The organism is Microbacterium sp. ABR10, from assembly GCF_057812175.1.
In genome coordinates this window covers 2,651,960-2,677,630 of record NZ_CM173821.1, presented here as the reverse complement: position 1 = coordinate 2,677,630, position 25,671 = coordinate 2,651,960, and the positions used below count along the sequence as shown (strand labels likewise).

At 72.1% G+C, this 25,671-nt stretch carries 28 protein-coding genes; 11 read left to right on the top strand and 17 right to left on the bottom strand.

What is annotated here, in order from left to right:
- Positions 1-48: 48 nt before the first annotated feature.
- The gene (locus ACXKZF_RS12415) at positions 49-1,599 is read right to left on the bottom strand and encodes a carboxylesterase/lipase family protein (protein WP_488984390.1); all 1,551 of its coding nucleotides are present in this window, start codon (positions 1,597-1,599) and stop codon (positions 49-51) included.
- Positions 1,600-1,664: 65 nt separating this feature from the next.
- Here ACXKZF_RS12415 and ACXKZF_RS12410 point away from each other — a divergent pair, with 65 nt between their 5' ends.
- The 3 genes from ACXKZF_RS12410 to ACXKZF_RS12400 are packed head-to-tail and all read left to right on the top strand — an operon-like array spanning position 1,665 to position 4,276.
- Positions 1,665-3,269 carry an SDR family oxidoreductase gene (locus tag ACXKZF_RS12410; RefSeq protein WP_488984389.1) on the top strand — a complete coding sequence of 535 codons (1,605 nt, stop codon included), beginning with the start codon at positions 1,665-1,667 and terminating at the stop codon, positions 3,267-3,269.
- Positions 3,270-3,326: 57 nt separating this feature from the next.
- Complete coding sequence (locus ACXKZF_RS12405; RefSeq protein WP_488984388.1) at positions 3,327-3,809, top strand: MogA/MoaB family molybdenum cofactor biosynthesis protein; 483 nt, start codon at positions 3,327-3,329, stop codon at positions 3,807-3,809.
- Positions 3,806-4,276 (top strand): molybdenum cofactor biosynthesis protein MoaE, encoded by a 471-nt coding sequence (locus tag ACXKZF_RS12400; protein ID WP_488984387.1) that lies wholly within the window; start codon positions 3,806-3,808, stop codon positions 4,274-4,276. The genes ACXKZF_RS12405 and ACXKZF_RS12400 overlap by 4 nt, the downstream gene beginning before the upstream one ends.
- Positions 4,277-4,396: 120 nt before the next feature.
- Here ACXKZF_RS12400 and ACXKZF_RS12395 read toward each other — a convergent pair whose 3' ends face one another.
- From ACXKZF_RS12395 to ACXKZF_RS12370, 6 genes are all read right to left on the bottom strand, one after another.
- The gene (locus tag ACXKZF_RS12395) at positions 4,397-4,633 is read right to left on the bottom strand and encodes a MoaD/ThiS family protein (protein WP_488984386.1); all 237 of its coding nucleotides are present in this window, start codon (positions 4,631-4,633) and stop codon (positions 4,397-4,399) included.
- Complete coding sequence (moaC, locus tag ACXKZF_RS12390; RefSeq protein WP_488984385.1) at positions 4,630-5,109, bottom strand: cyclic pyranopterin monophosphate synthase MoaC; 480 nt, start codon at positions 5,107-5,109, stop codon at positions 4,630-4,632. The genes ACXKZF_RS12395 and moaC overlap by 4 nt, the downstream gene beginning before the upstream one ends.
- Positions 5,106-6,329 carry a molybdopterin molybdotransferase MoeA gene (locus tag ACXKZF_RS12385; RefSeq protein WP_488984384.1) on the bottom strand — a complete coding sequence of 408 codons (1,224 nt, stop codon included), beginning with the start codon at positions 6,327-6,329 and terminating at the stop codon, positions 5,106-5,108. The genes moaC and ACXKZF_RS12385 overlap by 4 nt, the downstream gene beginning before the upstream one ends.
- A 64-nt stretch (positions 6,330-6,393) precedes the next feature.
- Positions 6,394-7,164, bottom strand: a complete 771-nt coding sequence (locus tag ACXKZF_RS12380; RefSeq protein WP_488984383.1) for a HesA/MoeB/ThiF family protein — start codon at positions 7,162-7,164, stop codon at positions 6,394-6,396.
- Entirely contained in the window at positions 7,161-8,375 is a 1,215-nt protein-coding gene (gene moaA / locus ACXKZF_RS12375) for a GTP 3',8-cyclase MoaA (RefSeq protein WP_488984382.1), read from the bottom strand. Before moaA ends, ACXKZF_RS12380 begins: the two co-directional genes overlap by 4 nt.
- A 116-nt stretch (positions 8,376-8,491) precedes the next feature.
- On the bottom strand, positions 8,492-9,493 hold the full coding sequence (locus ACXKZF_RS12370; RefSeq protein ID WP_488984381.1) for an SDR family oxidoreductase: 1,002 nt from the start codon (positions 9,491-9,493) through the stop codon (positions 8,492-8,494).
- Positions 9,494-9,777: 284 nt separating this feature from the next.
- Between ACXKZF_RS12370 and ACXKZF_RS12365 the strand changes: the two genes are divergently transcribed.
- Positions 9,778-10,173, top strand: coding sequence for a TOBE domain-containing protein (locus ACXKZF_RS12365; RefSeq protein ID WP_488984380.1), 396 nt, complete (start codon positions 9,778-9,780; stop codon positions 10,171-10,173).
- An 84-nt stretch (positions 10,174-10,257) separates the two neighbouring features.
- On the opposite strand, the gene ACXKZF_RS12360 is transcribed toward ACXKZF_RS12365, so the two are convergent.
- Entirely contained in the window at positions 10,258-11,169 is a 912-nt protein-coding gene (locus ACXKZF_RS12360; protein WP_488984379.1) for an SDR family oxidoreductase, read from the bottom strand.
- A 129-nt stretch (positions 11,170-11,298) separates the two neighbouring features.
- Positions 11,299-12,144, bottom strand: a complete 846-nt coding sequence (locus ACXKZF_RS12355; protein ID WP_488984378.1) for a helix-turn-helix transcriptional regulator — start codon at positions 12,142-12,144, stop codon at positions 11,299-11,301.
- A 258-nt stretch (positions 12,145-12,402) separates the two neighbouring features.
- Here ACXKZF_RS12355 and modA point away from each other — a divergent pair, with 258 nt between their 5' ends.
- The 4 genes from modA (at position 12,403) to ACXKZF_RS12335 (ending at position 15,719) form a co-directional block, all read left to right on the top strand.
- Positions 12,403-13,179, top strand: coding sequence for a molybdate ABC transporter substrate-binding protein (gene modA / locus ACXKZF_RS12350; RefSeq protein ID WP_488984377.1), 777 nt, complete (start codon positions 12,403-12,405; stop codon positions 13,177-13,179).
- On the top strand, positions 13,176-13,955 hold the full coding sequence (gene modB / locus ACXKZF_RS12345) for a molybdate ABC transporter permease subunit (RefSeq protein WP_488984376.1): 780 nt from the start codon (positions 13,176-13,178) through the stop codon (positions 13,953-13,955). Before modA ends, modB begins: the two co-directional genes overlap by 4 nt.
- Positions 13,952-15,079 carry an ATP-binding cassette domain-containing protein gene (locus tag ACXKZF_RS12340; protein ID WP_488984375.1) on the top strand — a complete coding sequence of 376 codons (1,128 nt, stop codon included), beginning with the start codon at positions 13,952-13,954 and terminating at the stop codon, positions 15,077-15,079. The genes modB and ACXKZF_RS12340 overlap by 4 nt, the downstream gene beginning before the upstream one ends.
- Before the next feature lie 79 nt (positions 15,080-15,158).
- A complete protein-coding gene (locus tag ACXKZF_RS12335) occupies positions 15,159-15,719 on the top strand; it encodes a hypothetical protein (RefSeq protein WP_243224101.1) in 561 nt (186 codons plus the stop codon).
- A gap of 12 nt (positions 15,720-15,731) precedes the next feature.
- On the opposite strand, the gene cydC is transcribed toward ACXKZF_RS12335, so the two are convergent.
- The 4 genes from cydC to ACXKZF_RS12315 are packed head-to-tail and all read right to left on the bottom strand — an operon-like array spanning position 15,732 to position 21,603.
- On the bottom strand, positions 15,732-17,483 hold the full coding sequence (cydC, locus tag ACXKZF_RS12330; protein WP_488984374.1) for a thiol reductant ABC exporter subunit CydC: 1,752 nt from the start codon (positions 17,481-17,483) through the stop codon (positions 15,732-15,734).
- Complete coding sequence (gene cydD, locus ACXKZF_RS12325; RefSeq protein ID WP_488984373.1) at positions 17,432-19,132, bottom strand: thiol reductant ABC exporter subunit CydD; 1,701 nt, start codon at positions 19,130-19,132, stop codon at positions 17,432-17,434. Before cydD ends, cydC begins: the two co-directional genes overlap by 52 nt.
- The gene (cydB, locus tag ACXKZF_RS12320) at positions 19,129-20,154 is read right to left on the bottom strand and encodes a cytochrome d ubiquinol oxidase subunit II (protein WP_488984372.1); all 1,026 of its coding nucleotides are present in this window, start codon (positions 20,152-20,154) and stop codon (positions 19,129-19,131) included. Before cydB ends, cydD begins: the two co-directional genes overlap by 4 nt.
- A gap of 9 nt (positions 20,155-20,163) precedes the next feature.
- The gene (locus ACXKZF_RS12315) at positions 20,164-21,603 is read right to left on the bottom strand and encodes a cytochrome ubiquinol oxidase subunit I (protein WP_488984371.1); all 1,440 of its coding nucleotides are present in this window, start codon (positions 21,601-21,603) and stop codon (positions 20,164-20,166) included.
- Positions 21,604-21,735: 132 nt separating this feature from the next.
- Here ACXKZF_RS12315 and ACXKZF_RS12310 point away from each other — a divergent pair, with 132 nt between their 5' ends.
- Positions 21,736-22,281, top strand: a complete 546-nt coding sequence (locus ACXKZF_RS12310) for a PadR family transcriptional regulator (protein WP_488984370.1) — start codon at positions 21,736-21,738, stop codon at positions 22,279-22,281.
- A 100-nt stretch (positions 22,282-22,381) separates the two neighbouring features.
- Positions 22,382-22,672: a hypothetical protein gene (locus tag ACXKZF_RS12305; protein WP_488984369.1), complete on the top strand. Its 291-nt coding sequence runs from the start codon at positions 22,382-22,384 to the stop codon at positions 22,670-22,672.
- A gap of 17 nt (positions 22,673-22,689) precedes the next feature.
- Here ACXKZF_RS12305 and ACXKZF_RS12300 read toward each other — a convergent pair whose 3' ends face one another.
- Together ACXKZF_RS12300 and ACXKZF_RS12295 are read right to left on the bottom strand one after the other, a co-directional pair.
- Complete coding sequence (locus ACXKZF_RS12300) at positions 22,690-23,019, bottom strand: heavy-metal-associated domain-containing protein (protein WP_082484947.1); 330 nt, start codon at positions 23,017-23,019, stop codon at positions 22,690-22,692.
- 11 nt (positions 23,020-23,030) lie between these two features.
- Positions 23,031-23,312 (bottom strand): metal-sensitive transcriptional regulator, encoded by a 282-nt coding sequence (locus ACXKZF_RS12295; protein WP_055956168.1) that lies wholly within the window; start codon positions 23,310-23,312, stop codon positions 23,031-23,033.
- A 231-nt stretch (positions 23,313-23,543) separates the two neighbouring features.
- On the opposite strand from ACXKZF_RS12295, the gene ACXKZF_RS12290 reads away from it, so the two are divergent.
- On the top strand, positions 23,544-23,903 hold the full coding sequence (locus tag ACXKZF_RS12290; RefSeq protein WP_055956171.1) for a hypothetical protein: 360 nt from the start codon (positions 23,544-23,546) through the stop codon (positions 23,901-23,903).
- 17 nt (positions 23,904-23,920) lie between these two features.
- On the opposite strand, the gene ACXKZF_RS12285 is transcribed toward ACXKZF_RS12290, so the two are convergent.
- Entirely contained in the window at positions 23,921-24,613 is a 693-nt protein-coding gene (locus tag ACXKZF_RS12285) for an ABC transporter ATP-binding protein (RefSeq protein WP_055956174.1), read from the bottom strand.
- The gene (locus tag ACXKZF_RS12280; protein WP_243224094.1) at positions 24,610-25,671 is read right to left on the bottom strand and encodes an ABC transporter permease; all 1,062 of its coding nucleotides are present in this window, start codon (positions 25,669-25,671) and stop codon (positions 24,610-24,612) included. Before ACXKZF_RS12280 ends, ACXKZF_RS12285 begins: the two co-directional genes overlap by 4 nt.

The window sequence follows — 25,671 nt, the reverse complement described above, 5'->3', positions numbered from 1 at the left end:
CCCGATCGCCGCGAGGTCGCCAGTCGGGGCACCGGGGGCGGGGTCGTGCTAGCGGAAGGCCAGCACGCCGTCACCCCACGCACGTCGGAGGTCGGCGTCGAGGTCGTCGACGACGCGGTCGTTCCGGTCGATGACGAGAGTTGCGCGGGAGTCGACCGTGTACGCGGGCCAGTCGGGGGCACCGGATGCCGATGGCGCCCGACCGTACGCGAACGCGCTCCAGCGTTGCTGCATCCGCGTCGACAGCTCTTCTCCGGCGCGGCGCCCTCCGAGGCGGAAGGTCGGGTCTTTCGGACCACCGTCGAGGGTGCCCCACACGTAGATCAGCTCGCTGCCGTGCGTGGCGCCCAGGCGCACGAGACGGAAGAACGGTGTGCAGTGATCGAAGCGGTAGAGGTGCACGGGCGCGACGGCGGCGTGACCCTCGGCCACCCACAGCGTGGGCAGGCGGAAGCCGATGTCGCCGGCGATGCCGAGGCCCAGCGCGCGATGGCGGACGTGCTCGTACGCGGTGAGCACCTGTGAGCGCTCCGGCAGCACGACGTCGGGGTTCTCGGCGGCCATGTCGGCGAACATCCGCTCGATGCGGTCGCCGGTGACGGGGATGAGCGGCGACTTCATGTAGACGAAGAGCGACGCCTCGTCTTTGTTCGTGCCGATCATCAGGGGCACGGGGAGTCCACGTCCCTCGCGCAGCACCGTCACGGGCGCCTCGGGCACGAGGTCGCCGTCGATGGTCGGGGCGAACGCGAGGGTCCCCGGGTCGTGCTCGGGCACCTCGGCGAAGAGGCGCTGACCGGCCGCCGCCAGGGTCGCGGGGCTCATCTCCCGCAGTTGGCGGGCGGCGTCGGGCGCATCAGGGTCGACACCGAGCGACTGGACGAACCGCGTCGCGACCTTGCCCGCGCGCTCGCGGCCGTAGACGCTCGACGCCGGCGACGACTCGGCGATGGCGCGGTGGAAGAGTCCGGATGCCGACGGTGTGGCCAAGAGCGTCGTGACGACGCCGCCGCCCGCGGACTCGCCGAACAGCGTCACCCGATCGGGGTCGCCGCCGAACGCGGTGATGTTGCGCTGCACCCAGGTCAGCGCGAGGAGGACGTCGCGAAGGCCCAGGTTGCCCTCGAACCCGGCGCCCGGGAGAGCCGCGTCGATACCGAGGAAGCCGAGGGTGCCCAGGCGGTAGTTCAGGGTCACCACGATCACGTCGCCCGCCACGGCCAGACGAGCGCCGTCGTAGGTGCGCTGGCTCGCGGCACCGAACACGTATGCGCCGCCGTGCACCCATACCATCACCGGGCGGGGCGACGGTGTCTCGGCATCCGGAGCCCAGACGTTGAGGAACAGGCAATCCTCATCTTGCGCGATGCCGTCGCCGAGCGGCAGGGGGCTGGGCGGCTGCGGGCACGCCGCGCCGAAGGAAACGGCGTCGACCTCCTCGACCGCGTCGTGCGCGGCGCGCGGCGTGCGCCACCGGAGGTCCCCGACGGGGGCCCGGCCGTAACGGATGCCCAGCCACCGGCGAGCCCCTGCTCCGACGCGACCGCGAAAGGATCCGGCGGGGGCCTCGGCGAGCGGGCCGGGGGACGCGTCGATCACGCGCCCACCCTAGCGCCGCCGTCAAGCCCCCGGGGATGTCGGAGGCCCGGCGTACGGTGACGGGCATGAGCGAGCTGACCACACCCACCGGCCGCGAACCCGCCCTCGTCGCGCAGCCCCGTGACGACGGCTCGGCACCGCGCGCCCTCGTGCTCGGCGCCACCGGATATCTGGGTGGGCGCCTCGTTCCGCGCCTGATCGCGGCGGGCTACCGCGTGCGCGTACTCGCGCGCGACCCCCGGCGCGCGACGGCGTTCCCGTGGGGCGGCGACGTCGAGGTCGTACAGGGTGATGCGACCGACACCTCGGCCGTCACCGAGGCCGTGCAAGACGTCGACGTCGTCTACTACCTGATCCACTCGATGGGCGGCGGCCGCGACTTCGAGAGCACCGACCGGCGCGCGGCGCAGACCGTCGCGGATGCGGCCGCCGCGGCATCCGTGCGTCGCATCGTGTACCTCGGTGGCCTGCACCCGCTCGACACGCCCCTCTCGGCCCACCTGCGCTCTCGCGTCGAGGTGGGCGACATCCTGCTCGCCAGCGGGGTGCCCACCCTGGTGCTGCAGGCCGGTGTCGTCATCGGCTCGGGCTCCGCGTCGTTCGAGATGGTGCGTCACCTCACCGACGTGCTGCCGTACATGCCCGCGCCGAAGTGGGTGCGCAACTTCATCCAGCCGATCGCGGTGCGCGACGTGCTGCACTACCTGCTGGGGGCGGCGCGCGTGGCGCCCAACGTCAACAGGGCCGTCGACATCGGCGGACCCGACGTGCTGCGGTACGGGCAGATGATGAACGGCTACGCCCTCGAAGCGGGCCTGAACCAGCGTCCGATCGCGTCGCTGCCCGTGCTCACGCCGCGGCTCGCGTCGCACTGGGTCAACCTCGTCACACCGATTCCGAAGGCGATCGCGCGCCCGCTCGTGGAGTCGCTGCAGAACGACTGCGTGGTCAAGGACCGCGCGGTCGACGACCTCATCCCGCGTCCCGAGGCGGGACTCATGCCCTACCGCGAGGCGGTCCGCCTGGCGATGAGGCGCGTCAACAACGACGACATCGAGACCAGTTGGCTGGATGCCGAGGTCTCGGGCGTTCCGAGCGACCCGCTGCCGAGCGACCCCGACTGGGCCGGCCGTCTGGTCTACACCGACAAGCGCTCGATGACGACGACGGCGAACGCCAAGCAGCTGTGGTCGGTGATCGAGGGGATCGGCGGAGAGAACGGCTGGTACTCCTCGCCGCTGCTCTGGGCGATCCGCGGCTGGATGGACCGGCTCGTCGGCGGCGTGGGCCTCGCGCGCGGACGCCGCAGCCGTTCGGTCGTCACCGTCGGCGACGCGCTGGACTTCTGGCGCGTCGAGGCCATCGAACCCGGCAGCCTGCTGCGGCTGCGTGCCGAGATGAAGGTCCCCGGCGGGGCATGGCTCGAGCTGCGTGCGACCCCCGAGGGTGACGGAGCCCGCTTCGACCAGCGTGCACTGTTCTTCCCCACGGGTCTCGCCGGGCGGCTCTACTGGCTCGCGGTCCTGCCGTTCCACGGGCTGATCTTCAGCGGCATGGCGCGACGCATCACCGCTGCCGCCGAGCACGTGCAGCGCGAAGACCCCGAGCCGCAGTCCGAGGCGGGCCGCATCGCACCGGAGGTGCCCGAGGTCGAGACGATCGGCGGGTGACGGCGGTGTCGCCCGCCCGCGGGGCCTGTGACATCCTGGCGCGCCTAGGCTGATCCCGTGCCGCATGCCGCCCGGGTGATCACCGTTTCCGACCGTTCCGCCGCCGGACTCCGCGAAGACCGGGGTGGTCCGCTCGCCGTCTCGCTGCTGCGCGAGGCAGGGTTCGACTGCGCCGATGCGATCGTCGTCCCCGACGGTGCCGACAGCGTGGAGAGCGCCGTGCGCGCAGCCGTCTCGGCGGGCCCCGGGCTCGTCGTCACCACCGGCGGCACGGGCATCGCACCGCGCGACCGTACACCCGAGGGCACGGCCCGGGTGCTGGACCGCGAGCTTCCCGGCATCGCCGAAGAGCTCCGCCGTCGTGGCCTGTCCGACACCCCTCTCTCGATCATCTCCCGGGGGCTCGCCGGCATCGTCGACCCGGGCACGCTGATCGTCAACCTGCCCGGGTCGACCCGAGCCGTGGCATCCGGGGTCGCGGTGATCGCGGAGGTCGCGCCGCACGTGCTCGACCAACTCGCCGGAGGAGACCACGCATGACCACGCCCGACAGCGGTTCGCCGTCCGACCTTCCTCTTCGGGGCTCCGTGCGCATCGCGCGCCTCTCCGAGACGCCGCTCGATCTCGACGCGCACCTCGACGCTGTCGAAGACGCGTCATCGGGAGCCGTGACCACCTTCGTCGGGCGCGTGCGCGACACCGACCCCGACGCGTCCGACGCCGTCATCGCGCTCGAGTACAGCGCGCACCCCGACGCCGAGCAGGCTCTGCACCGCATCGCCGCCGCGGCGGCCGAGGGGACCGACGCGATCGTCGCGGTCAGCCACCGGGTGGGGCGCCTGGGCGTCGGCGAGGCGGCGGTCGTGATCGCCGTGGCATCCGGTCACCGCGCGGAGGCGTTCGAGGTCTGCCGACGTGTGATCGAGACCATCAAGACCGACCTGCCCGTGTGGAAGCGGCAGGTCGAAGCCGACGGCACGACGGCGTGGAAGGGGTTGGGGGGATAGCGCTGCGCTGCCCGTAAGGCGCGTCTTCCTCGCAGGCTTTCGGCCGTGTCGTGCGAGATCCGCGCGTTTGTGCGTGGAACGTGCGCGTGGAGGCGGCGGTGCACTCGTCCGCCGCGCGACTCAGCCGCCGGCGAAGGGCGGCAGCACGTCGACGTGGGTGACATCCGCGAGCGGGGCGTCGTCGTCGTGCCGGGTGCCGTCGACGAGCACCGCACAGCGGTCCAGGATGCCGCCGAGCGCGGGGTGGTCGACGACGACCGCGGTGCGCAGGGCCACGAGGGTCGACTCGGTGCGGTCCTCGGCATCGGTGCCGGCGGCCTCGGCGGCGGCGGCGAAGTAGCGGACGCGAACGCTCACGATTCCTCCCCAGGACGCACCCAGTCGCCGGATTTGCCGCCGGTCTTCGACACGATGCGCACGTTCTCGATGAAGGTGCCTTTGTCCATGCCCTTCACCATGTCGACGATCGCGAGCGCGGCGACCGAGACGCTCGTGAGCGCCTCCATCTCGACGCCCGTGCGGTCGGCGGTGCCGACGGTGGCTTCGATCTCGACCCCTTCGTCGGTGATCGCGAGATCCACCGAGGCGCGGTGAACGCCGATGACGTGCGCGAGGGGGAGGAGGGCAGGCGTGGATTTCGCGGCCTGGATGCCGGAGATGCGGGCCACGGCCAGCACGTCGCCCTTGGGGGCGGTGCCGCCGCGGAGGGCTTCGACGACCTCGGGTGCGCACCGGACGAAACCGCGAGCGGTCGCGGTGCGGACGGTGGGCTGCTTCAGCGTGACGTCGACCATGCGGGCGTGGCCCGCGGCATCCAGGTGGGTGAAGGTCATGGAATCAGCATGACATCGAGCGGGTCGCCCGCCGACACCGCGGAGACGTCGGCGGGCACGATCGCGAACGCCCCGGCGCGCGCGAGCGAGGCGGCCAGGTGCGATCCGGAACCACCCGCGGTGGCCGGGCGGACGGTGCCGGTGACGAGATCGACGACGGCGGGGAGGTACTGGCGGCGGCCGGGCGGGGTCGTCCAGCTCTCGGATGCCGTGAGCCGGGCGAGACGTCGATCGACGGTGGTGCGCCCCTGCAGGGCGAGCAGCGCCGGACGCACGAACACCTCGAACGACACCGCCACGCTCACGGGATTGCCGGGGAGCCCGAACACCAACCGGCCGTCATCCAGAACACCGAAGGCCTGCGGCTTGCCGGGCTGCATCGCGACCTTGTCGAAGGCGATGCGATCAGCCAGAGCCAGACGAACGGGCTCGTAGGCACCGGCGCTCACTCCGCCGGTGAACACGACGACATCGGCGCGGGTGGCGCGCGCCAGCACGGCGTCGATGCCCGCGGGATCGTCGCCGATACGGTCGACGAGCTCGATGTCGGCGTCGGCGTCGGCGACGACGGCCGCGAGCAGCGTCGCGTTCGAGTCGGGAGTCTGACCGCGGCCGGGCGCGTGGCCGGGCGCGATCAGCTCGCTACCGGTGGAGATGATCGCCACGCGGGGGCGGCGCGTGACGGTGACCGTGTCGACGCCCGCGGCCGCAGCGGCACCCAGGGCGAACGCGCCGAGACGCTCACCGGGAGAGAGCACCGTGTCGCCGGTGCGGGTGTCGCCGCCTCGGCGGCGGATGAACGCGCCGGTGGCCGTCGGCGCGCGGAGCACGGTCACGGCGCCCAGTGAATCGGCGAGTCCGCCGACGGTGTCCTCGAACGGCACGATGGCGTCGGCGTCGGCGGGGACGACGGCACCCGTCATGATGCGGGCGGCCTCGCCGGGGGCGAGCGCGGGGTCGTCGGCGGTGCCGGCGGGGAGGTCGGCGACCACGCGCAGAGTCACGGCGTTCCCGGCATCCGCTCCCTCGACGTCGGCGAAGCGCACGGCGAAACCGTCCATCGAGGAGTTGTCGAAGCCCGGTAGGTCGTGCGCCGCGAGCACCGGTTCGGCGAGGGTCCGGCCCGACGCTTCCGACAGCGGCACCGACTCGGCGGGCAGCAGGGCGACGGCGGTGAGCACGCGGGCGCGGTGCTCTTCGACGGTGAGGAGGGCGGTCACGAGGGGAACCTTCCGGACGGAGATGAGACGGATGCCGGGACTGTCAGCGAGCGAAACCGGCGGGTCACGGTCGCCGCGCCCCGGCGAGCGGGAGGACGTCGTGCCGGGCGCGCAGCGCGTCGATGACGACGAGGCGCCCGAGGAGGGGCTCGCCCGCTCCCGTGACGAGCTTGATCGCCTCGGTCGCGAGAAGCCCGCCGACCTGGACGCACAGCGAGCCGAGCACGCCGACCTGGGCGCACGTCGGGGGATCACCGGCAGAACCGGGCGGGAAGAGGTCGCCGAGGACGACTGCCGCGTATCCCTCGGGCGGATGCGACCAGAACACCGTCACCTGCGCCGCCCATTCCTGCACCGCGCCCCAGACGAGGGGGATGCCGAGGGCTTCGGCGCTCGCTGCGACGGCCTCGCGCGTGTCGAACGTGTCGCTGCCGTCGATGACGAGGTCGGCACCCGCGAACAGCTCGAGGGCATTGTCGGAGGTCAGCCGGAGGTTTCGTTCGTGAACGACGGTGAGCGGCGACAGGTCGCGAACGGCGCGGGCGGCGGATGCCGTCTTCGCGGTGCCGATGTCGGCAACGCGGTGCGCGAGCTGGCGTTGCAGGTTCGTCCGCTCGACCGTGTCGTCGTCGATGATCACGAGCTCGCCCACCCCGGCCGCGGCGAGCGAGAGCAGCACGGGGGAGCCGAGGCCGCCGGCACCCACCACGGCGATGCGGGCGGCGGCGAGGCGACGCTGCCCCTCCTCGCCGATGCCCGTGAGCACGGCGTGACGGGCGGTGCGGATGAGCTCCTCCGGGGCGAGGTCGGCCACGGGCTCGACGAGCGGCCTCATCCGCCGATCGCGCTCATGGTGCGCTCGGGCTGCACGAAATCGGGGCGTGCGAGTCCAACGCGGTCGGAGCCGTGGGCGCGGGGCTTGGCCCACATGGCGTCCCGCCAGATCTGCGCGAGCCCCTCGTCGTCGGCGCCGTCGCGGAGCGCGGTGAGCAGGTCGGTCTCGTCGTGCGAGAACAGGCACGAGCGGATGCGACCGTCGGCGGTGACCCGCGTGCGCGAGCAGGCGGCGCAGAAGGGCTCGGTGACCGAGGAGATGATGCCCACGTGTCCGGCCAGCGTCGTCTCGCCGTGGCGGCGCACCTCCCAGCGTTCGGCGGGGGCGGCGCCCCGGCCACGCGGATCGGCGGTCAGGCTGAAGCTCTGCTCGATGGCCGCGCGGATGTCACGCGCCGGGATGACGTTGGTCGCGCTCCACGAACGATCGCCGTCGAGCGGCATGTCCTCGATGAAGCGCATCTCGAAGCCGTTCGACACGGCCCAGTCGACGAGCGGCACGACCTCGGTGTCGTTGATGCCCCGCAGCAGCACCGCGTTGATCTTGATGGGCCCGAGGCCGGCCGCGCGGGCGGCCTGCAGGCCGGCGAGCACCTTGTCGAGGTGGGGGCGGCGGGTGAGCTCGGCGAAGGTCTCGGGGTGCAGGGTGTCGAGCGAGACGTTCACGCGCGTGAGCCCCGCGTCTTTCAACGCCTGCGCGCGGCGGTCGAGGCCGACGGCGTTGGTCGTCATCGAGATCGGCAGGTCGGGGTTGTCGGCGCGGATGCCGGCGATGATGAACTCGAGGTCTTTGCGCACGAGCGGTTCGCCGCCGGTGATGCGCAGTTCTTCGGCACCGAGCGACTGCACCGCCACGCGGACGATGCGGCGGATCTCGTCGGTGCTCATCAACTGCGACTGCGGGAGCCACGGCATCCCGTCGGCCGGCATGCAGTACGTGCAGCGCAGGTTGCACTTGTCGATCACAGAGACGCGCAGGTCGGTCGCGACGCGACCGAAGCGGTCTTGCAGGCCGCCGTCGGTCGGGGCGCCGGTGGCGCGGACAGGGCCGGGTTCGCGCTGCGGTCCGGGCCGCTGTGGATCTGCCGGTCGGGGCCCTCCGGTGGAACGGATCGCGCCGAGCTGCGCGGCCGGGCCTGCCGCCGCGGTGACGGTGGCGCCGAGCGGCACGGACACCGGACGCGATGTCGCGTGTGCGTGGTCGGCATCCATGGCTTGAGCCTAGGTCAGCCGCGCGGGGGCGGGGGCGGGTCGAGACGGAGTGGGGGAACTTCGTGGGTTGACGGACGCGCTGAGAACGTCGGTCGGGGGATCCCCGGATGCGGTGGCTAGCGTCGTCTGGCTGCCGCGGCCGTCACCCCGACCGCGGTGGCCAGAGTGAGGGCGAGGGTGGAGAAGACGGGCCGGCGGTGGCGGATGGCCCACGTCTGGGGGCTGAAGGAGTGGGCGTCGTCGGAGAATATGCCTCGAGGGCCGTGGTCGCCTGCGACGGGCTCCCACAAGTTCGCGGGCTGCGTAGAGCGAGGCTTGCCCGTCTCAACCTGCCCGCTGTACGCGGTCTTCGCGAGGAACCAGTCGAGGAACCGGCCGGCGAATCGCGCGCCGAGGATGGTGGCCGCCGTGGGTTCGCCCACCCACGTGCGTCGACGTGGAACGTCCGCAACGTCCGCGATCGCACGTGCGCCGACTTCGGGTTCGAAGATGGGAGGCACGGGCTGGGGGTGTTCGGGGAAGTTCGACTTGACCCAGCCGAACTGCGTCGTGTTCAGCGCGGGCATGTCCACCAGTGACACCGCTACGTCGCTGTGATTGTGCGTGAGTTCCGCGACAACGGCATCGGTGAAGCCATGGACGGCGTGTTTCGCGCCACAGTAGGCCGCCTGCAACGGGATCCCGCGATGGGCGAGGGCCGAACCGACCTGGATGACGTGCCCCGTCCCGCGAGAAGTCATCCGGCTGAGCGCCGCACGCGTGCCGTTCACGACCCCCAGGTAGGTGACCTGTGTGGCTCGATCGAAGTCCTCGACGGACGTGTCGAGGAACTCCGAGATGGTGCCCGCCATGGCATTGTTCACCCACAGGTCGATAGGACCGAGCTGGTCCTCGATCGCCGACGCGGCCGCGTCGACGGCGTCCCAGTCCGCAACGTCAGTGCTGACGGCGTATCCCCGGCGTCCCCGCGCCTCGATCTCTCGCACGGTGGCGGCCAGGCCGTCCTCGCCTCGCGCCAGCACGGCGACATCCCACCCCCGATCCGCCAGCTCCCGACTGATCGCCCGCCCCAGGCCCGCAGACCCTCCCGTTACTACCGCCACACCACGCGCGCTCATCGTTCCCCCTCATCACCGGTTAGCTTCGCGGCAACCGTACGTCCCACACTCACCATCGAGTGGGGGTTGTGGGACGCCTCCCCGTCATACCCGAGAGCGGGCTGAGCCTCCCGGCGCTCACCGGCGGAGTGGTCGGCGGCAGACCGATACTGCGAGTCCCCTCGGTGCGAAACCCCGTCGCCACACCCGAGGCGGCGCACAACGTCAGGAGCCCCGAACGCACCCCCTGTGTCATCCCCGTGACCGTCCCACGCCCCGGCGGACTCAGGCGCTACGGTCGGGGGATGCCGAACACCTTCCGCATCGCGACGGCCGCTCGACTGCTCGGAGTGAGCGACGACACGGTGCGTCGGTGGATCGACCAGGGCGTGCTTCCGACGACGGGGTCCTCGCCGGTGGAGATCCCCGGCGCCGCCCTGGCCAAGCGCGCGGTCGCTCTCGCCGACGAGCCCGATGACCCGACCGGCATCGCCTCCAGCGCTCGTAACCGGTTCGTCGGGATCGTCACCCGCGTGCAGATCGACGGGGTGATGGCGCAGGTCGACCTGCAGTGCGGTCCGCACCGGGTGGTGTCGCTGATGTCGGCCGAGGCGGCGAACGAGCTGGCGCTCGAGCCCGGCTCGCTCGCGGTGGCGTCGGTCAAGGCGACGGTCGTGACGGTGGAGGCTCCGCGCGATTGAGGCGCGCATCACGCCACCCACAACCGAGGTGGTGCGTGGCAAGGCCCGCGCGGCGGGGTACCGGCGCAGCCGCGCGCTCGAGCGTCAGACGGCGAATCGCGGACCGATGCCGTCGATGGTGAGGTCCCAGAGCTTCCGCGCGTCGCCGGCGTCGCGGAAGGGCTCCCACAGCGCGATCGGGCGGGCCGGGCCGCCGACGAGCCGTGAGGGCCCGAAGAAGGTGCCGCTGGATGCCGGAGCGGTTGCGGCGAGCACGGCGGGTTCGGCGGCCGATGCCACGGTGCCGGTGACGTGCAGGCGCGAGAGCAGCCGGATGACACGGCGGGCGCCGAGTTCGCGCGAGCGGCCGAGACCTGGTTGTGCCGCGAGCAGGTTGGTGGGCGAGACGCCGGGGTGCGCCAGGGTGCTGGTGATCTGCCATCCCTGGGCGCGGCTGCGGCGTTCGAGCTCCTGGGCGAAGAGACCGATGGCGATCTTCGACTGCGTGTACGAGGCCATCGCGTCGTACGGAGTGGCGTCGATGGCATCCTCGCGCAGACGCCCCCGGCGGGCCGCGATGCTCGTCTGGTGCACGATGCGCGCGCGACCCTCGCGCAGCAGCGGGAGCAGGCCGAGAGTGAGGGCCGCGTGACCCAGATGGTTCGTGCCCCATTGCAGCTCGAAGCCGTCGGAGGTCGTCTGCCGGTCGGGTGGGGTCATCACGCCGGCGTTGTTGACGAGCAGGTGCACGGGCCGCCCCTCCCCGCGGAGCTCGGTGACGAGAGCGTGCACCGAGTCCAGACTCGCGAGGTCGAGCGTGCGCGTGGAGGCCTCGGCATCCGGGACCTCTCTGCGCAGAGCGTCGAGCGCGCGGCGGCCCTTCTCGGGGGAGCGGACGGGCAGGACGACCTCCGCGCCGAGGGAGGCGAGGCGGGTCGCGATGACCGTGCCGATGCCGTCGCTGGCACCGGTGACGACGGCCAGACGGCCGCGGAGGGGAGGAGAGGTGGGGGACATGGTCGGTCCTTTCGCGTCTATGTCTCGATGCTCTCGCCCGCGCCCTGAGCGGGCCAGTGCCCGCTCAGCCGCTGATCGGCGGTCCACCCCTCAGCGCCGCACGTCGTGGGGAAGCGCAACCGGGCAGCCTCAGCGCGCTGCGGTGGAGGGCGCGCCGATGACGGCCAACAGGCGGAGCTTCTCGGCGCTCTCGCTTCCGGGCTGGGCGGTGTAGACGAGCAGGCGGTGCGAGTGGTCGGGGTCGAGCAGGGTCTGGCACGACAGATCGAGATGGCCGACGTCGGGGTGGTGGAACCGCTTGATCTCCGGCGGCCGGGCGCCGACCTCGTGCGCGTCCCACAGCGCCGCGAACTCCTCGCTGACGGCGCGGAGGTCGTCGGCCAATCGCGCCGGTCGGGAGTGCGGTCCGCGCGCGGCGACGAGCTCGCGCAGCCCCGCCGCATAGACCCGCGAGAGGACCGCGACCTCGTCGGCAGGGTAGGCGATGCGAGTGGTCGGATCGGTGAACCAGCGGTACCCGAGACTCCGCGCGGGACCCGTGCGCCGCGACGCGTCGCCGAGGAGGGCGACCCCGAGGCGGCTCTGGCGCAGGGTCTCGCCGAGCTCCGAGACGATCTCGGCGGGGGTGTCGTCGAGACGGTCCAGCACGCGCAGCATCCCGGGGCTGACGTGCTCGGTGCCGGAGTGGCGGGAGGGCGGCTGATGTCCCGCCATCCGGAAGAGGTGATCGCGCTCGGCAAGGCTGAGGTGCAGGCCTTGCGCGAGGGAGATCAGCATCTGCTCCGAGGGGGTAGGACCCGTGCCGCGTTCGAGACGGGCGTAGTAATCGGTGGACATGTGGCAGAGCAGGGCCACCTCCTCGCGACGCAGGCCCGCCGTCCGTCGTCGCACGCCGCGCGCGAGCCCGACATCCTCGGGCTGCAGGGACTCGCGGCGGCGTTGGAGGAAGTCGCCCAGGCCGGTCAGGTCGCTCATATCGTCGCTCGCATCTCTTGTTCCTACCGCGCTGCGCGGGGTCGTGCCAGGACTCGCCGGTCCACCCCTCGCGCTCGGAGTGGCGGCTCCGTGGTCGGGCCCGCGAGGGTGCACCCGGCTGACGGAGCGGTTTCAGCTTGCGACCGAGATGTCAGCGAAATGCACTTCGCTGTGAAAGCGGCCTCGTAGCGGCCAAGAGTCCGCATATGCGGAATAATGGGGGCGGTGGCGGTCCTCCGGCGTCGCCGGAAGGATGCCATGTCTCGCTCTGTCCGTCTTCTCGCCCTTCTGGGCGCGGCGGCTCTCCTCGCCGGGTGCGCCGCCGCCGCTCCCGCCGCCCCCGCGGCATCCGGATCCGCCGCGTCGTCCGGTGAGCTGTCGGGAACCGTCGAGGTCTACGCCGCGGCCTCCCTGCAGCGCTCGTTCGATGAGATCGCGACGGCGTTCGAGCAGGAGCACCCCGGCGTCACGGTGAGCGCGGTCTACGACGGATCGAGCACGCTCGCCACGCAGATCGGCGAGGGTGCTCCCGCGGACGTCTTCGCCTCGGCCGACGAGAAGAACATGGCCAAGGTCACCGCCCAGGCGCCGGACCCTCAGGTGTTCGCGGGGAACACCCTCGTCATCGCCGTGCCGAAGGGGAACCCCGGCGGTGTCCGGACCCTCGCCGACCTCGCGCGCGTCACGACCGTGCTCTGCGCGCCCGAGGTCCCCTGCGGTGCGGCCTCGGCGACGCTGCTGTCGAACGCGGGCGTGAGCGTGAGCGCGGCGAGCTCGGAGCAGAACGTGACCGCGGTGCTCACGAAGGTCGCGGCATCCGAAGCCGACGCCGGGCTCGTCTACGCCACCGACGTCGTCGGGCGCGATGACGTCGAAGCGATCGTGCCCGAGGGCGCCGACGCGGTCGTCAACCGCTACCCGATCGCTGCGCTCACCGAGGCGCAGAACCCCGATGCGGCGTCCGCGTTCGTCACCTTCGTGCTGTCGGAAGAGGGGCAGCAGATCCTCGCCGACGCCGGTTTCCAAGCACCATGAGAGCGGCGGGGTACGTCCCGCGCTGGCTGATCGCGCCGGCGGTCGTCGGGCTGCTCTTCCTGCTCGTGCCGTTGACGGCGCTCATCGTCCGCGTCGAGTGGGCGACGCTGTGGAGTGACATCACCTCGGATGCCTCGCTGTCGGCCCTCGGTCTGTCGCTGTCGACGGGGGCGGTGGCGACGGCGCTCTGCGCGATCGTCGGCGTCCCTCTCGCCGTTGTCATCGCGCGGAGCCCCGCTCGCATCGCGGCGCTGCTTCGGGCGCTGGTCACCGTGCCGCTCGTGCTGCCGCCGATGGTCGGTGGCGTCGCGCTGCTCTATCTCTTCGGGCGGAACGGCTGGTTCGGCGCGCTCGGGCTGCCCTTCACCACTCCCGCGGTGGTGCTCGCGCAGGTGTTCGTCGCCCTGCCGTTCCTCGTGCTCGCCGTGGAGGGCGCGTTGCGCAGCACCGGGGTCGAGTTCGAGCGTGCCGCGGCGTCGCTCGGCGCGTCGCGCGCGACGATCCTGCGGCGCGTGACCCTGCCGCTCGCCGCACCGGGGATCGTCGCCGGTGTCGTGCTGTGCTTCGCCCGCGCGATCGGAGAGTTCGGCGCGACCGCGCTGTTCGCCGGAAACCGCCCCGGCGTGACGCAGACGATGCCGCTCGCGATCTACACCGCGTTCAACGGCGCGGGGGTCTCGCAGGGCACGGCCGTGGCGCTGTCGCTGCTGCTGCTGGTGACGGCGGTCGCGGTGCTGTTGCTCGTGCGCGGGTGGCGGCCGGGGGTGGGGCGATGAATGGCGGCGGCGGTCGCGTCGACGGCGGCGCGGGATCTTCTCCGGATGCCGCGGTGCCCGGGTCGCCCGCGCGTGCTGACGAGGGTGATCGGGATGCCGCGGCGCTCCGCGCCCACGTCGTCGTGCGTCGTCGGGACTTCGAGGTCGACGTCTTCCTCGAGGTGGCCGCAGGAGAGACCGTTGCCCTCATGGGCCGCAGCGGCGCCGGCAAGTCGACGGTGCTGGGCGCGCTCGCCGGGCTCACGCCGCTGGACGGCGGCGAGATCGTCTTCGACGGACGGGTGCTCGACCGCCCTCCGCGTGTGCGGACCGCCCCGATGCACCGCGGCATCGTGCTGCTCGGGCAGGATGCCCGGCTCTTCCCGCACCTCACCGCGCGCGAGAACGTCGCCTTCGGTCCGAGGGCGGCCGCGGTCTCGGCATCCGTCGCTCGAACCTCAGCAGACGAGTGGTTGGCGCGGGTGGGGCTCCCGGGCGCGGGCGATCGTCGTCCCACGCAGCTGTCGGGCGGCGAGCAGCAGCGCGTTGCGGTCGCCCGAGCCCTCGCGGCTGCGCCGCGGGTCGTGCTGCTCGATGAGCCGCTCGTGGCCCTCGACGCGGTGACGGCCTCGGAGATCCGGGCGATGCTGCGCGAGCGCCTCGACGGGGTCACGACGATCGCGGTGACGCACGACGCCGTCGACGCCGCCGCCCTGGCGGACCGGCTCCTCATCGTCGAGCGGGGGCGGGTGACGCAGGAGGGACCGGTGCGCGAGGTGCTGGCGGCGGCGGCGACCGAGGTGGCCGCGAAGATCGCGGGGCTGGAGCGCGTGGTCGGGGTCGCCCGGGGCGGAGCATTCGTGCGGGAGGGGCTGCGGCTCGAGTCGACGGATGCCGCGTCACGCGCGCTCGCCGCCAGAGACGGCCTCTCGCTGGCCGCCGTCTTCCGCGCGGCCGACGCACGCCTGGGGGAGGGGGCGCCGGCCAGGGTCTCGCACCTGGAGTCGACCCCGACCGGCGTGCGTGTCGTGCTCGACGTCGGCGCGGCCGAGGTCTCACCGCGCGAGGCGGTGGGGCTCCGCCCCGGCGACGACGTGCGGTGGTCGATCGCGCCGGAGTGCGTGCGGTTCGTGCCGGCATCCTGAGGTGGGTCGGAGTGAAGGGCCGGGCGGCATCCTGACACGGGGGCGTCGTGTCGCACAGGCGCGCCCCTACACTCAACGCATGGGGATGAGGCGAGGTGGGGCGGTGCTCGCCGTGTGCGCGATCGGGCTGATCGTCACCGGGTGTACGCCTACCCCGCCCGCAGCCCAGCCGCCCGTCACGGCGAGGCCCGAGATCACCCGCGCAGCTCAGGTGCCCGCAATGCCGGTCGAGACGGACTTCGCCCTCCCGGGTGAGCCGGACCCGTGTCAGGCGGCCCGGTTCCCGGAGGTCTTGTCCGACCCGGGCCAGATCGAACAGCTCGGCGGAGCGACGCTCGCCGTCCCCTTCGATCGGGGGCCGATGCCGCACGCGTCGGGGGAGACGATCGTGAACGCCACCGGGGTACCGGTCGCCTACGTCGTGGCGGAGAACGATGTGTTCTCGACGGTGGGTGCTCGCCTGTGCGTCGGAGAGCAGTGGCTGCGTTGGGTGAACTTCGCGCGCCGCGACGGAGAGGCGCTGTACGTCGGCGACACGCTCAACATCGACGCGCACACCATCCTCAGCGTGGGTGATCAGAACGGCTCTGTCTCGAGCAACGAGTTCCCCGAGGGGTTCGTGCTCCCGCCGCAGCGCTGAGTCTCGGCGCCGTCAGCGGCGAAGGATGCTGCGCGTACTCACAACCCGCCCGCCCTCCAGACGCACCTCGCGATCCACGAGCCCTGCCGGCACCTCCACGTGCGACACGAGCACCACCGCCTGCTCGCGCCCCACAGCGCCGAGCAGGTCGCGCAGAAGGGCATCGGATGCCGCGGGGTCCACGCCCGCGGTCGGCTCGTCGAGCACGAGCACCGGAAACCCGCGCAACAGCGCGCGAGCCAGGGCGAGGCGCTGCGCCTGCCCTCCCGAGACGAGGGCGCCGCGGTCGCCGACGGGGATGTCGAGTCCGCCGCGCTCGCGCGCCCAGGAGTCGAGGCCGACGCGGGCGAGAACGTCCCAGAGGTCGGGATCGCTCGCCGCCTCGCGGGCGAAGAGCAGGTTCTGCCGCACCGATTCGTCGAAGAGGTGCGGTGCCTGCTCGACGAGCCCGATGGTGCGGCGCAGATCGTCGCCCGAGATGTCGCGCACCTCGACGCCGTCGATCGTGTACGACCCCTCGTAGTCGAGGAAGCGCGCGAGCACGTGAGCGAGCGTCGTCTTGCCCGCACCGCTGGGTCCGGTGACGAGCACGCATTCGCCGGGGTCGACGTTCAGGTCGACGCCGACGAGACGCCCGGCGTCACCGTCGGCGTCGCCCCGCGCCGGCCAGTGGGCCCGGATGCCGCGGAGTTCGAGCCCCCGGCCCAGGGAGGGGGCCTCGCCCGTCGGGGTCGGTTCGTCCTGGGGGAGACCGTCGGGGACTCGCTCGGGCACCGCCTCGGCGATGCGACCGGCGGCGGCCCGCACCTGCCGCCATGACGCCAGGGCGAGCGGCACGGGGCCGAACACCTCGAACACCGCCATCGGCAGCAGCACGACGACCGCCAGCCCCGGCCCCGACAGCGTGCCGCCGGTCACCGCGGGGGCGGCGACGAGCAGGGCGCCGAGGGATGCGATGCCGGCGAGCCCCGACACGGCTCCGGAGGTGAGCCCCTGCGCCCCGCCGCGGCGGACGACCGCCCGGCGTAGCGCCACGTCTGCGGCGCGGATGCGGGCGGTCGCGGCATCCAGAGCCCCGTACGCGGTGAGCACGTCGAGGTTCGTCAGCAGGTCGTGCACGGCGTCGGCGACGGCGGCGCGCAGCGGCGCGATCGACCGCTCGGCGCGCGCTCCGGCCGCCCAGCCCACGGCTACCGCGACGGCGAATGCGGCGACCAGGCACCCGAGCAGCACGAGGGCGGCGGGCCACGAGATGAGCGCCGTGAAGACGACGGCGGCGAGGGAGGTGACGACGGCGACCGAAAGCGGCAGCACGACGCGCAGCGGCAGATTCTGCAGCTCCTCCACGTCGTCGACGACGCTGGAGAGCAGCCCGCCTCGACGGGCACGCCCCAGACCGTCGGGGGCGAGGGGCACGATCTCGCGCACGAGGTCGGCGCGCACCCCGGCGAGCTGGTGCAGGGCGGCGTCGTGGCCGGTGAGGCGCTCCAGGTAGCGGAAGACCCCCCGCGACAGCGCGAACGCCCGCACCCCGACCACGGCCATCGACAGGTACATCACCAGCGGCTGCTCCGCCGCTCGGGCGATGAGCCACGCGCTCGCCGCGAGCAGCGCGATCGCGCTCGCCGCGGTGCCGAAGCCGGCGAGCACCGCGGGAGCGAAGCGCCGACGCGAGGGCATCGCGGATCTCAGGATGCCGCGGACGCGGGCGTTCACGACCGCACCCCCGCCCCCGCGCCCGCCCTTGAGCGCGAAGGGTCGCATATCGCCGCCTGAAGCCCCTCCGGAGCGACGATCTCCGACCCCTCACGCGAAGAGGTGAGCTCCAGGACGCGGTCGGCGATCGCCCGCGCCGACAGACGGTGCGATACGAGCAGCACGCCGCGGCCGCGGTCGGCCTCGCGGCGGAGCGTCGCCCACAGGTGCGCCTCGGCGGCGGCATCCAGGGCGCTCGAGGGCTCGTCGAGCACGAGCACCGGCGCCCCCACGACCCGGGCCCGGTACAGCGCGCGGGCGACACCCACGCGCTGCGCCTCGCCGCCCGAGAGGCCGGAGCCACCGGCGCCCAGGACCGCGGCGGGATCGATGCCCGCGGCTCCGGCACCGGCCAGGGCGGCGGCGATCGCGTCCGCATCGGCGTCGGATCCGAGAGCCACGTTCTCGGCCACGGTGCCCGAGACGAGCCCCGGCCGCTGCCCGGCCCACGCCACCGACGAGCGCGCGTGCGGCACGGCGACCCCGTCGACGCGGATCTCGCCGTCGTGCGCGGCGTAGCCGAGCACGGCAGCGATCAACGATGACTTCCCCACGCCGCTCCGCCCCGTCACGAGCACGACCTCGCCCGGACCGACCGACAGCGACACCCGCGGAAGGGCGACCCCCTCTCGGTCGACCTTCACCTCGTGGAGCTCCAGCGTCGATCCGGGCGCCGAGTCCGCGGCATCCGGGGTCGGGGCCACCTGCGCGGCGTCGAGCGCGTCGAAGATCTCCTCCGTCGCAGCAACCCCCTCCGAGGCCGCGTGGAACTGCACGCCCACCTGACGCAGCGGCAGGTACGCCTCAGGCGCCAGCAGCAGCACGAAGAGCCCGACGAGCAGCGAGAGATCCCCCGCGAGGAGGCGGAAGCCGATGGTCACGGCGATGATGGCGACCGAGATGGATGCCAGGAACTCCAGCGCGAACCCGGAGAGGAACGACACGCGCAGCACCGTCATCGTCTCGCGCTTGTAATCGCGCGTGATCGTCTCGATCGAGTCGGCGGCCCGGTGCTGCCGGCCGAACGCCTTGAGTGTGCCGAGGCCCTCGACGGTGTCGGCGAAGCGCGCCGCAAGGCGCCCGAGCGTGCGGTACTGCCGCTGCTGGACGCCGCGGGTGGCGAGACCGATCAGCACCATGAAGAGCGGGATCAGCGGGATCGTCAAGGCGACGGTGAGACCCGAGAGCGGATCGGCCAGGGCGATCGCGCCGATCAGCACAGGCATGGTGATCGCGGTGGCGACCAGTTGCGGAAGGTACCGGCCGAAGTACGCGTCCAGCGCCTCGAGGCCGTGCCCCGCGGTGAGCGAGAGCGAGGCCGTGTTCCGCCGCGCGAGCCATCCGGGACCGAGTCTGCCGACCGCCGAGATGATCGCCGCGCGCAGCTGCAGCGATGCCGCAGCGGCTCCCCGCGCCGACACGCGCTCCGAGGCCGCCATGAGGAGCCCGCGCAGAAGAACGAGGGATGCCGCGACCCCGACGTCGCCCCACAGCTCGCCGAGCGGCCGGCCCTCGATCGCCCCGACCAGCGCGTGGGTGAGCGTCCACGCGAACCCGACGACGACGCCGGTCTGCGCGAGCACGATCGCCGCGGTGACGGCGAGGAAGCCGCGGGAGGCGGTGGCATAGCGGAGGAGCCGCGGGTCGACGGGTTTCAATGCGCCACCAGCGCGGCCTTCTCGATGCGGGCGCGGGTCACGCGCTTGCGGAACACCCAGTACGTCCAGCCCTGGTAGGCCAGGATCAGCGGCAGGAAGATCAGGGCCGCCCAGCTCATGATCGTCAACGTGTAGTCGGTGCTCGAGGCGTCGTCGATCGTGAGGCTCGACCCCTCGGCCAGGGTCGAGGGCATGACGTTGGGGAAGAGGGCGAAGAAGAGCGCGGCGACGGCCGCGACGATCGTCACCGCGCCGAGGGTGAAGGCGGTGCCCTCGCGGTCGCGGGTGTTCGCGACCCAGGAGCCGACGAGAGCGAGCGCGGCCAGTCCGGACAGGCCCACCACCCCGAGGAAGAGCGGCGCGTCCGCGGCACTCGTGATCGTCCACACCAGGAACAGCGCGGCCAGGGCGATGGTGACGAGGCCGGCGCGACCGGCCAGGCGTCGGGCGTCGGCGCGCACCTGCCCGTCGGTCTTCAGCGCCACGAAGTACAGGCCGTGGAGGAAGAAGAGCGAGAGGGTCGTGAGCCCGCCCAGGATGCCGTACGGGTTCAGCAGCGTCAGCACGGTGCCGACGTACTCGTGGTCGGCATCCAGGGGTACGCCCTGCACGATGTTCGCGAACGCGACGCCCCAGAGGAACGCGGGCACGGCGGAGCCGGCGACGATCATGCGGTCGAAGCCGCGCTTCCATCGAAGCGAGTCGCGCTGATGGCGGTACTCGAAGGACACCCCTCGGGCGATGAGGGCCAAGAGGATCGCCAGCAGCGGCAGGTAGAACCCGCTGAACAGCGTCGCGTACCACTCCGGGAACGAGGCGAACAGGGCGGCACCGGCGACGATGACCCACGTCTCGTTGAGGTCCCACACGGGGCCGATGGTGTTGATGATCTGCCGGCGGGCGATGTCGTCCTTGCCGAGGAAAGGGATCGACATGCCGACGCCGAAGTCGAAACCGTCGAGAACGAAGTAGCCGACGAAGAGGAAGGCGACGATCCAGAACCAGAGGTATGCGAGGTCCATGAGGTGCTCCTAGTAGACCGTGGTAGGGGTGTTCTCGACGGAGTCGTCGCGCACGGCATCCGGGTTGGGCAGCGGGTCGGGGCCCTTCTGTGCGTAGGTCTTGATGAGTCCGAACTCCACGACGGCCAGGGTGGCGTACACGAGGGTGAAGGCCACGAGCGAGATGAGCACGCTCCAGCCGGGGACGCTGGGTGAGACGCCGTCCTCGGTGAGCATGAGCCCGAACACGATCCAGGGCTGACGACCCATCTCGGTGAAGACCCAGCCGACGAGGCTGGCGAGCATCGGCAGGGGGGCGGCCCAGATGGCGACTCGCCACATCCACGGCGCGACCGGGCGGGTGGCCTTCTTGCGGGTGACCCACAGGCCCGCGACGCACACCAGCGCGGCGACGCCGCCGAGCGCGATCATCCAGCGGAACGCCCAGTAGGTGACCCACAGCACGGGGGCGAAGTTGCCGTCCACCTGGTCGGCGAACTGGGGGAACAGCTGCTGGCTGTAGAGGGTGTTGAGGTCGTTGATGCCTTCGACGCACCCGTCGAGCGAATGGGTCGACAGCAGGCTCAGCAGGAACGGCACCCGGATCGAGAACAGCTCGCTCGTGCCGTCGGGGGTTCCGAGCGTGAAGATCGAGAACGAGGCATCCGCTCCGCAGACGGTGTTGAAGGTCGCCTCGGCCGCGGCCATCTTCATCGGCTGGGTGGCCACCATGACCAGGCTCAGCTGGTCGCCGACGATCGCGACGAGCACGAACGACACCACCGTCGACCACAGGCCGAAGCGCAGGGTCTTGCGCATCATGTCGGTGTTGCGTCCGCGTGACACGTGCCAGGCCGAGATGGCGACGACGATCATGGCGGCGAACATCCAGCCCGCGAAGATCGTGTGCGGGAAGGCGGCGAGGGCGACGGGGTTGGTGAGCAGGGCCCAGAAGTCGACGAGTTCGGCCCGGTGGCCCTCGGCCGACATCTGGTAGCCGACCGGGTTCTGCATGAAGGCGTTGGCGGCGATGATGAAGTACGCCGAGAGGGTGGCGCCGATCGACGCCATCCAGATGCTCGCGAGGTGGGCGAGGCGGGGGAGCTTGTCCCACCCGAAGATCCACAGGCCGATGAAGGTCGCTTCGAGGAAGAATGCGAGCAGCCCCTCGAAGGCGAGCGGTGCGCCGAAGACATCGCCGACGAAGCGCGAGTACGCCGACCAGTTCATCCCGAACTGGAACTCCTGCACGATCCCGGTGACCACGCCCATGGCGAAGTTGATCAGGAAGATCTTCCCGAAGAAGCGCGTGATGTGCAGCCAGCGCACGTCTCCCGTGCGGTACCAGACGGTCTGGAAGACGGCGACGATCAGCGACATCCCCAGCGTCAGGGGCACGAACAGGAAGTGATACAGCGTCGTCAACCCGAACTGCCAGCGGGCGAGGGCGAGGGGGTCGAGCCACTCCATCGGGAGCCTCCGATCAAACCGGATTGTGTGGTCAGACCACATGGTACGCCGGGGTTCTGCGGCGCGTCGGGGGATCCCTCGGCATCGAACGATATACTGGGCAAGTCATTTCCGACCCGCCAGGAGGCGTCCGTGTCCGTCCGTCAGAGCCTGCTCGCGATCCTCGATCGCGGCGCCTGCTACGGCTCCCAGCTGCGCGCCGAGTACGAGCGGCGCACGGGCGCGCGGGTCAACGTCGGGCAGGTGTACACGACGCTCGAGCGCCTCGAGCGCGACGGGCTGGTGACCGGCGCCGGCGTCGACGACGAGGCGCGCGTGCTGTGGGAGCCGACAGAAGCCGGGCGCATCGAGGCCCGCGCGTGGCTGTCCACCGCATCGCTCGCCGAGGGACGCGACGACGTCGCGCTGAAGATCGCCCTGGCGGTGACGCTGCCGGGTGCCGACATCAACGGCATCCTGTCCATCCAGCGCGCGGCCGTTCGTGCGGCCCTGGCCGAGTCCGAGACCGAAGACCCGGATGCCGTGCCCGCGGCGATCGTTCGTGCGGCCCGGCGCGCGCGGCTCGACGCCGACCTGCGATGGCTCGACGAGGTCGCGGCGCTCACGGCCGGAGCGACCCCGTTCGAGCTGTCCGAGGACCGTCCCCGTCGCGGCCGACCGGCCCGCTCAGCCGGGTAGCGCACGGCTAACGCGGTGGTGAGAATCCGTCAAGCCCGGGACACTTTCCAGCGCGACGATCCACTCTGAGAACACCCCGGACGACCGAAGGAGTTCTCGCATGGTCATGGAAGTACCGCTCAGCCGCCGGGGTTCGTCGAAGGCAGCCCGTCCCCTCGTTTCCGGTCCCGTTCCCACGGTGTCGACTGTGGCTCCGACGGAGATCCCCTGGACGCGGATCGACCTCGACCTCTACGAGGTCAGCCGCGGCGGCTACATCGTCGGCTACGTCGAGGTCGTGGGCGCGGTGTTCGTCGCCCTCGGCGGAGCACGGTACGACAGGGCGGTCGAAGTGTCGCAACACGTCACCTTCCACGCGGCCGTGGACGTGCTGGTTCGCCGCGTCCTCTGACGCCGGCGCGCGGCCGCTCAGCGCGCGAGTGTGTAACCGGCCTCGTCGATCGCCGCCGCGAGGTCGTTCTCGCTCGCCGCCCCCGTCGATGCGATGCGTACCACCGAAACGCCTCCGTCGTGCAGCTCGACGTCGACGACTTCGACGCCGTCGAGCGCGGTCAGCTCTTCGGTGACCGCGCGCACGCAGTGGCCACACGTCATGCCCTCGACGCGGAGCTCGCTCGTCGCGGCCTGCGTCGTCGGCGTGGATGCCACGCCCCCGGCGCCGCACCCGCACCCGTCGCCGCATCCGCCGGACGCGGGAGTCGTGGCGGTCAGGCCGAGGTCGATACGCTGCTCGGTCATAGGAGTCTCCTTCACGAACGGACCAGCCGGGCGATGGCCTGGTTGGCTTCTTTCAGTTTCTCTTCGGCGACGGGCCCGCCCTGGGCCGCAGCCTCGGCGACGCAGTGCGACAGATGGTCGTCGAGTAGCGAGAGGGCGACGTTCTCGAGAGCCTTGGTCACCGCTGACACCTGGGTGAGGATGTCGATGCAGTACTGGTCGTCGTCCACCATGCGCGCGATGCCGCGCACCTGTCCCTCCGCGCGGCGGAGGCGCTTCAAGAGGTCGTCTTTGTTGCCCTCGTATCCGTGCATGGCGGCAATGATACCCCCGTGGGGTATGCCTGACGTCGTCCCTCATTCTGTCAACCCCCTCGGTTCCCGACTCCCGACGAGAGATGCTCGGGACGTCAGGAGGTCGACATGCACAATCGTCGTACCCGTGGTGGTCGGAGATGACCACCGAACCTTTCCCTACCGGACCACATCCCCCCGTGCGCATCCCGGCTTTGCCCCCGCTGCGCTCTCAGCGGAGACAATCGGAGGATGACGAGAACGCTGGCGGCACTGCCGGGCGCCGCGCGGAGGCTGTGCCTGAGCAGAAGAAACGGCGAGATCTGCACCCGTGAGGACGGCCACCGCGGCCTCCACCACCGCACGGGCGGACGTCTGCTGTGGAGCGATCTGCAGGCCGACCCGCCCGCGTGCACCGGGGCGGGGGAGACGGCGGCGCCGGCTCCCACCCTGCCCGACGGTTATCCCGGCGGGCGAGCGCTCTGCCCGGTCTGCTGGGCGTTCGTCGTGCCCGTGAACGGTGTGCTCGCCGCGCACGACTCATGGCGCGGCGACGAGACGCGTGAAGAGGCCGACCGGCGGCGGGACTGGTTCAACAGCTTCGGCTGGTGAAGTCCACCGCGCCGGGTTCAGACCGGCGCGGCGACGAGGCGGGCCCGTCCGTCGACGACCTCCACCGTCTCATCGAGCGTCCCCGCGTGCACGAGGTCGTGGGTGACGAGAAGCGTCGCCGTCTCCCGCTCGCGGGTCAGGCGGGCGATCAGCGCCATGATCTCGGCGCCGCGTGCCGTGTCGAGCGCACTCGTCGGCTCGTCGACGAGCAGCACGCGCGGGTCGTGCACGAGCGCGCGGGCGATGGCGACGCGTTGGCGCTGCCCGCCCGACAGCTGGGCGGGTCGGCGATCGCCGTGGGCGCCGAGGCCCACGGCATCCAGCAGCTCGTCGACGCGTCCGCGGACCTCGGCGCGCCGCTCCCGTCGGCCCCGCCCGCCGAGCTCGGCCATCACGCGCAGCTGCTCGCGGACGGTGAGGGCGGGCAGGAGCTGCGGCTGCTGGAAGACGATTCCGATGCGCTCGCGGCGGAGGGTCGTGCGCCCCGCGGCGCTGAGGTCGGTGGCATCCACGCCGTCGACGACGACGCGGCCGGAGTCGGGACGCACCAGGGTGGCGGCGAGGGCGAGAAGGCTCGATTTGCCGGAGCCCGAGGGGCCGGTGATTCCGGTGAGGACCCCCGGGCGGCCCTCGAGCGTGACGTGGTCGACCGCGGTGACGCGCGCATCGCCGTCGGGATAGGTGAGGGTGACGTCGTCGAGAAGGATCATCGTGTGCTCCCGAGAGCGGTGAGGGGGTCGGAGTTGGTGACGGTGCGCAGCGACACGGCCGCACCGATCAGTCCCAGCGCGATCATGACGAGCGCGGGGGCGAGGGTCGTGAGCGGACCGAGGACGAACGGCAGCGCTCCACCGGCGAGCGCCCCGAGGGCTGCGGTGAGCCCGATGCCGACCCCGACCCCCAGCACGAGCACGACGAGGGCCTGACCGAGCGCGTCGCGCATGAGCGCCGGGGTGCTCGCCCCAAGGGCCTTCAGCACGGCGATGTCACCCGCGCGTTGCATGGTCCAGACCGTGAAGAACGCCCCGACCACGAGCGCCGAGACGCCGAAGAGCATCGCGATCATCAGGGCCAGCGAACCGATCTCGGAGCGGAAGGTGGGCAACGCCGACAGGCTCGAGAGCGGGGTGGATGCCACCGTGCCGGTGTCGGCGGCGACGGTGTCCCACGCGGGTTCCCCCGAGACGGCGAGCACGGTCGCGGTACCCGTGCCGCCGAGGCGTTCGTCGAGCGCGCGCCAGGCCGACGGGGTGAGAGAGACGACCGGGGTGTGGCTGTACGAGAGGTCGTCGCCGATCGCCGAGATCGCATAGGTCGACCCCGCGACCGCGACCGTGTCGCCGACGGCGGCTCCCAGCGTCTCGGCGGCTCCCGCCGAGAGCACGACCTCGCCGTCGCGGGTGGGGGCGGGGAAGCGGGTCCCCGCGTCGATGCCGAAGAGCGCGACGGCGCCCGCGGCCCCCGGGCCCTCGGCGCGTGTCTGCCGGATACCGACCGCGTCGACGCGATCGACGCCCGCGGCGTCTCGCCACGCGGCGACCGTGGCGTCGTCGATCGCCGAGTCGGCGAAGGTGGCCGCGGCGTCCCCGTCGGGCTGCAGCACGAGCCGGTCACCGGGCAGCGCCAGCACGGCCGAGACGTTCTGCGCGGCGAGTCCCCCGGTGAGCCCCGAGAGGAAGCCGACGAGCAGGGTGATGAGGGCGACGACCGCCCCGATGAGGGCGAATCGCCCGCGGGCGAACCGCAGATCGCGCCATGCGACGTACAC

Excerpts from the sequence above, each read along its gene's own strand:
- ACXKZF_RS12290 (WP_055956171.1), top strand. The coding sequence starts at position 23,544 with ATGACGAGAACGCTGGCGGCACTGCCGGGCGCCGCGCGGAGGCTGTGC.
- ACXKZF_RS12295 (WP_055956168.1), bottom strand. The coding sequence starts at position 23,312 with ATGCACGGATACGAGGGCAACAAAGACGACCTCTTGAAGCGCCTCCGC.
- ACXKZF_RS12370 (WP_488984381.1), bottom strand. The coding sequence starts at position 9,493 with ATGAGCGCGCGTGGTGTGGCGGTAGTAACGGGAGGGTCTGCGGGCCTG.
- ACXKZF_RS12355 (WP_488984378.1), bottom strand. The coding sequence starts at position 12,144 with ATGAGCGACCTGACCGGCCTGGGCGACTTCCTCCAACGCCGCCGCGAG.
- ACXKZF_RS12410 (WP_488984389.1), top strand. The coding sequence starts at position 1,665 with ATGAGCGAGCTGACCACACCCACCGGCCGCGAACCCGCCCTCGTCGCG.
- ACXKZF_RS12305 (WP_488984369.1), top strand. The coding sequence starts at position 22,382 with ATGGTCATGGAAGTACCGCTCAGCCGCCGGGGTTCGTCGAAGGCAGCC.
- ACXKZF_RS12380 (WP_488984383.1), bottom strand. The coding sequence starts at position 7,164 with ATGAGGCCGCTCGTCGAGCCCGTGGCCGACCTCGCCCCGGAGGAGCTC.
- moaC (WP_488984385.1), bottom strand. The coding sequence starts at position 5,109 with ATGACCTTCACCCACCTGGATGCCGCGGGCCACGCCCGCATGGTCGAC.
- ACXKZF_RS12400 (WP_488984387.1), top strand. The coding sequence starts at position 3,806 with ATGACCACGCCCGACAGCGGTTCGCCGTCCGACCTTCCTCTTCGGGGC.
- ACXKZF_RS12300 (WP_082484947.1), bottom strand. The coding sequence starts at position 23,019 with ATGACCGAGCAGCGTATCGACCTCGGCCTGACCGCCACGACTCCCGCG.
- cydC (WP_488984374.1), bottom strand. The coding sequence starts at position 17,483 with ATGCGACCCTTCGCGCTCAAGGGCGGGCGCGGGGGCGGGGGTGCGGTC.
- ACXKZF_RS12315 (WP_488984371.1), bottom strand. The coding sequence starts at position 21,603 with ATGGAGTGGCTCGACCCCCTCGCCCTCGCCCGCTGGCAGTTCGGGTTG.
- cydB (WP_488984372.1), bottom strand. The coding sequence starts at position 20,154 with ATGGACCTCGCATACCTCTGGTTCTGGATCGTCGCCTTCCTCTTCGTC.
- moaA (WP_488984382.1), bottom strand. The coding sequence starts at position 8,375 with ATGGATGCCGACCACGCACACGCGACATCGCGTCCGGTGTCCGTGCCG.
- ACXKZF_RS12285 (WP_055956174.1), bottom strand. The coding sequence starts at position 24,613 with ATGATCCTTCTCGACGACGTCACCCTCACCTATCCCGACGGCGATGCG.
- ACXKZF_RS12340 (WP_488984375.1), top strand. The coding sequence starts at position 13,952 with ATGAATGGCGGCGGCGGTCGCGTCGACGGCGGCGCGGGATCTTCTCCG.
- ACXKZF_RS12360 (WP_488984379.1), bottom strand. The coding sequence starts at position 11,169 with ATGTCCCCCACCTCTCCTCCCCTCCGCGGCCGTCTGGCCGTCGTCACC.
- modB (WP_488984376.1), top strand. The coding sequence starts at position 13,176 with ATGAGAGCGGCGGGGTACGTCCCGCGCTGGCTGATCGCGCCGGCGGTC.
- modA (WP_488984377.1), top strand. The coding sequence starts at position 12,403 with ATGTCTCGCTCTGTCCGTCTTCTCGCCCTTCTGGGCGCGGCGGCTCTC.
- ACXKZF_RS12335 (WP_243224101.1), top strand. The coding sequence starts at position 15,159 with ATGGGGATGAGGCGAGGTGGGGCGGTGCTCGCCGTGTGCGCGATCGGG.
- ACXKZF_RS12365 (WP_488984380.1), top strand. The coding sequence starts at position 9,778 with ATGCCGAACACCTTCCGCATCGCGACGGCCGCTCGACTGCTCGGAGTG.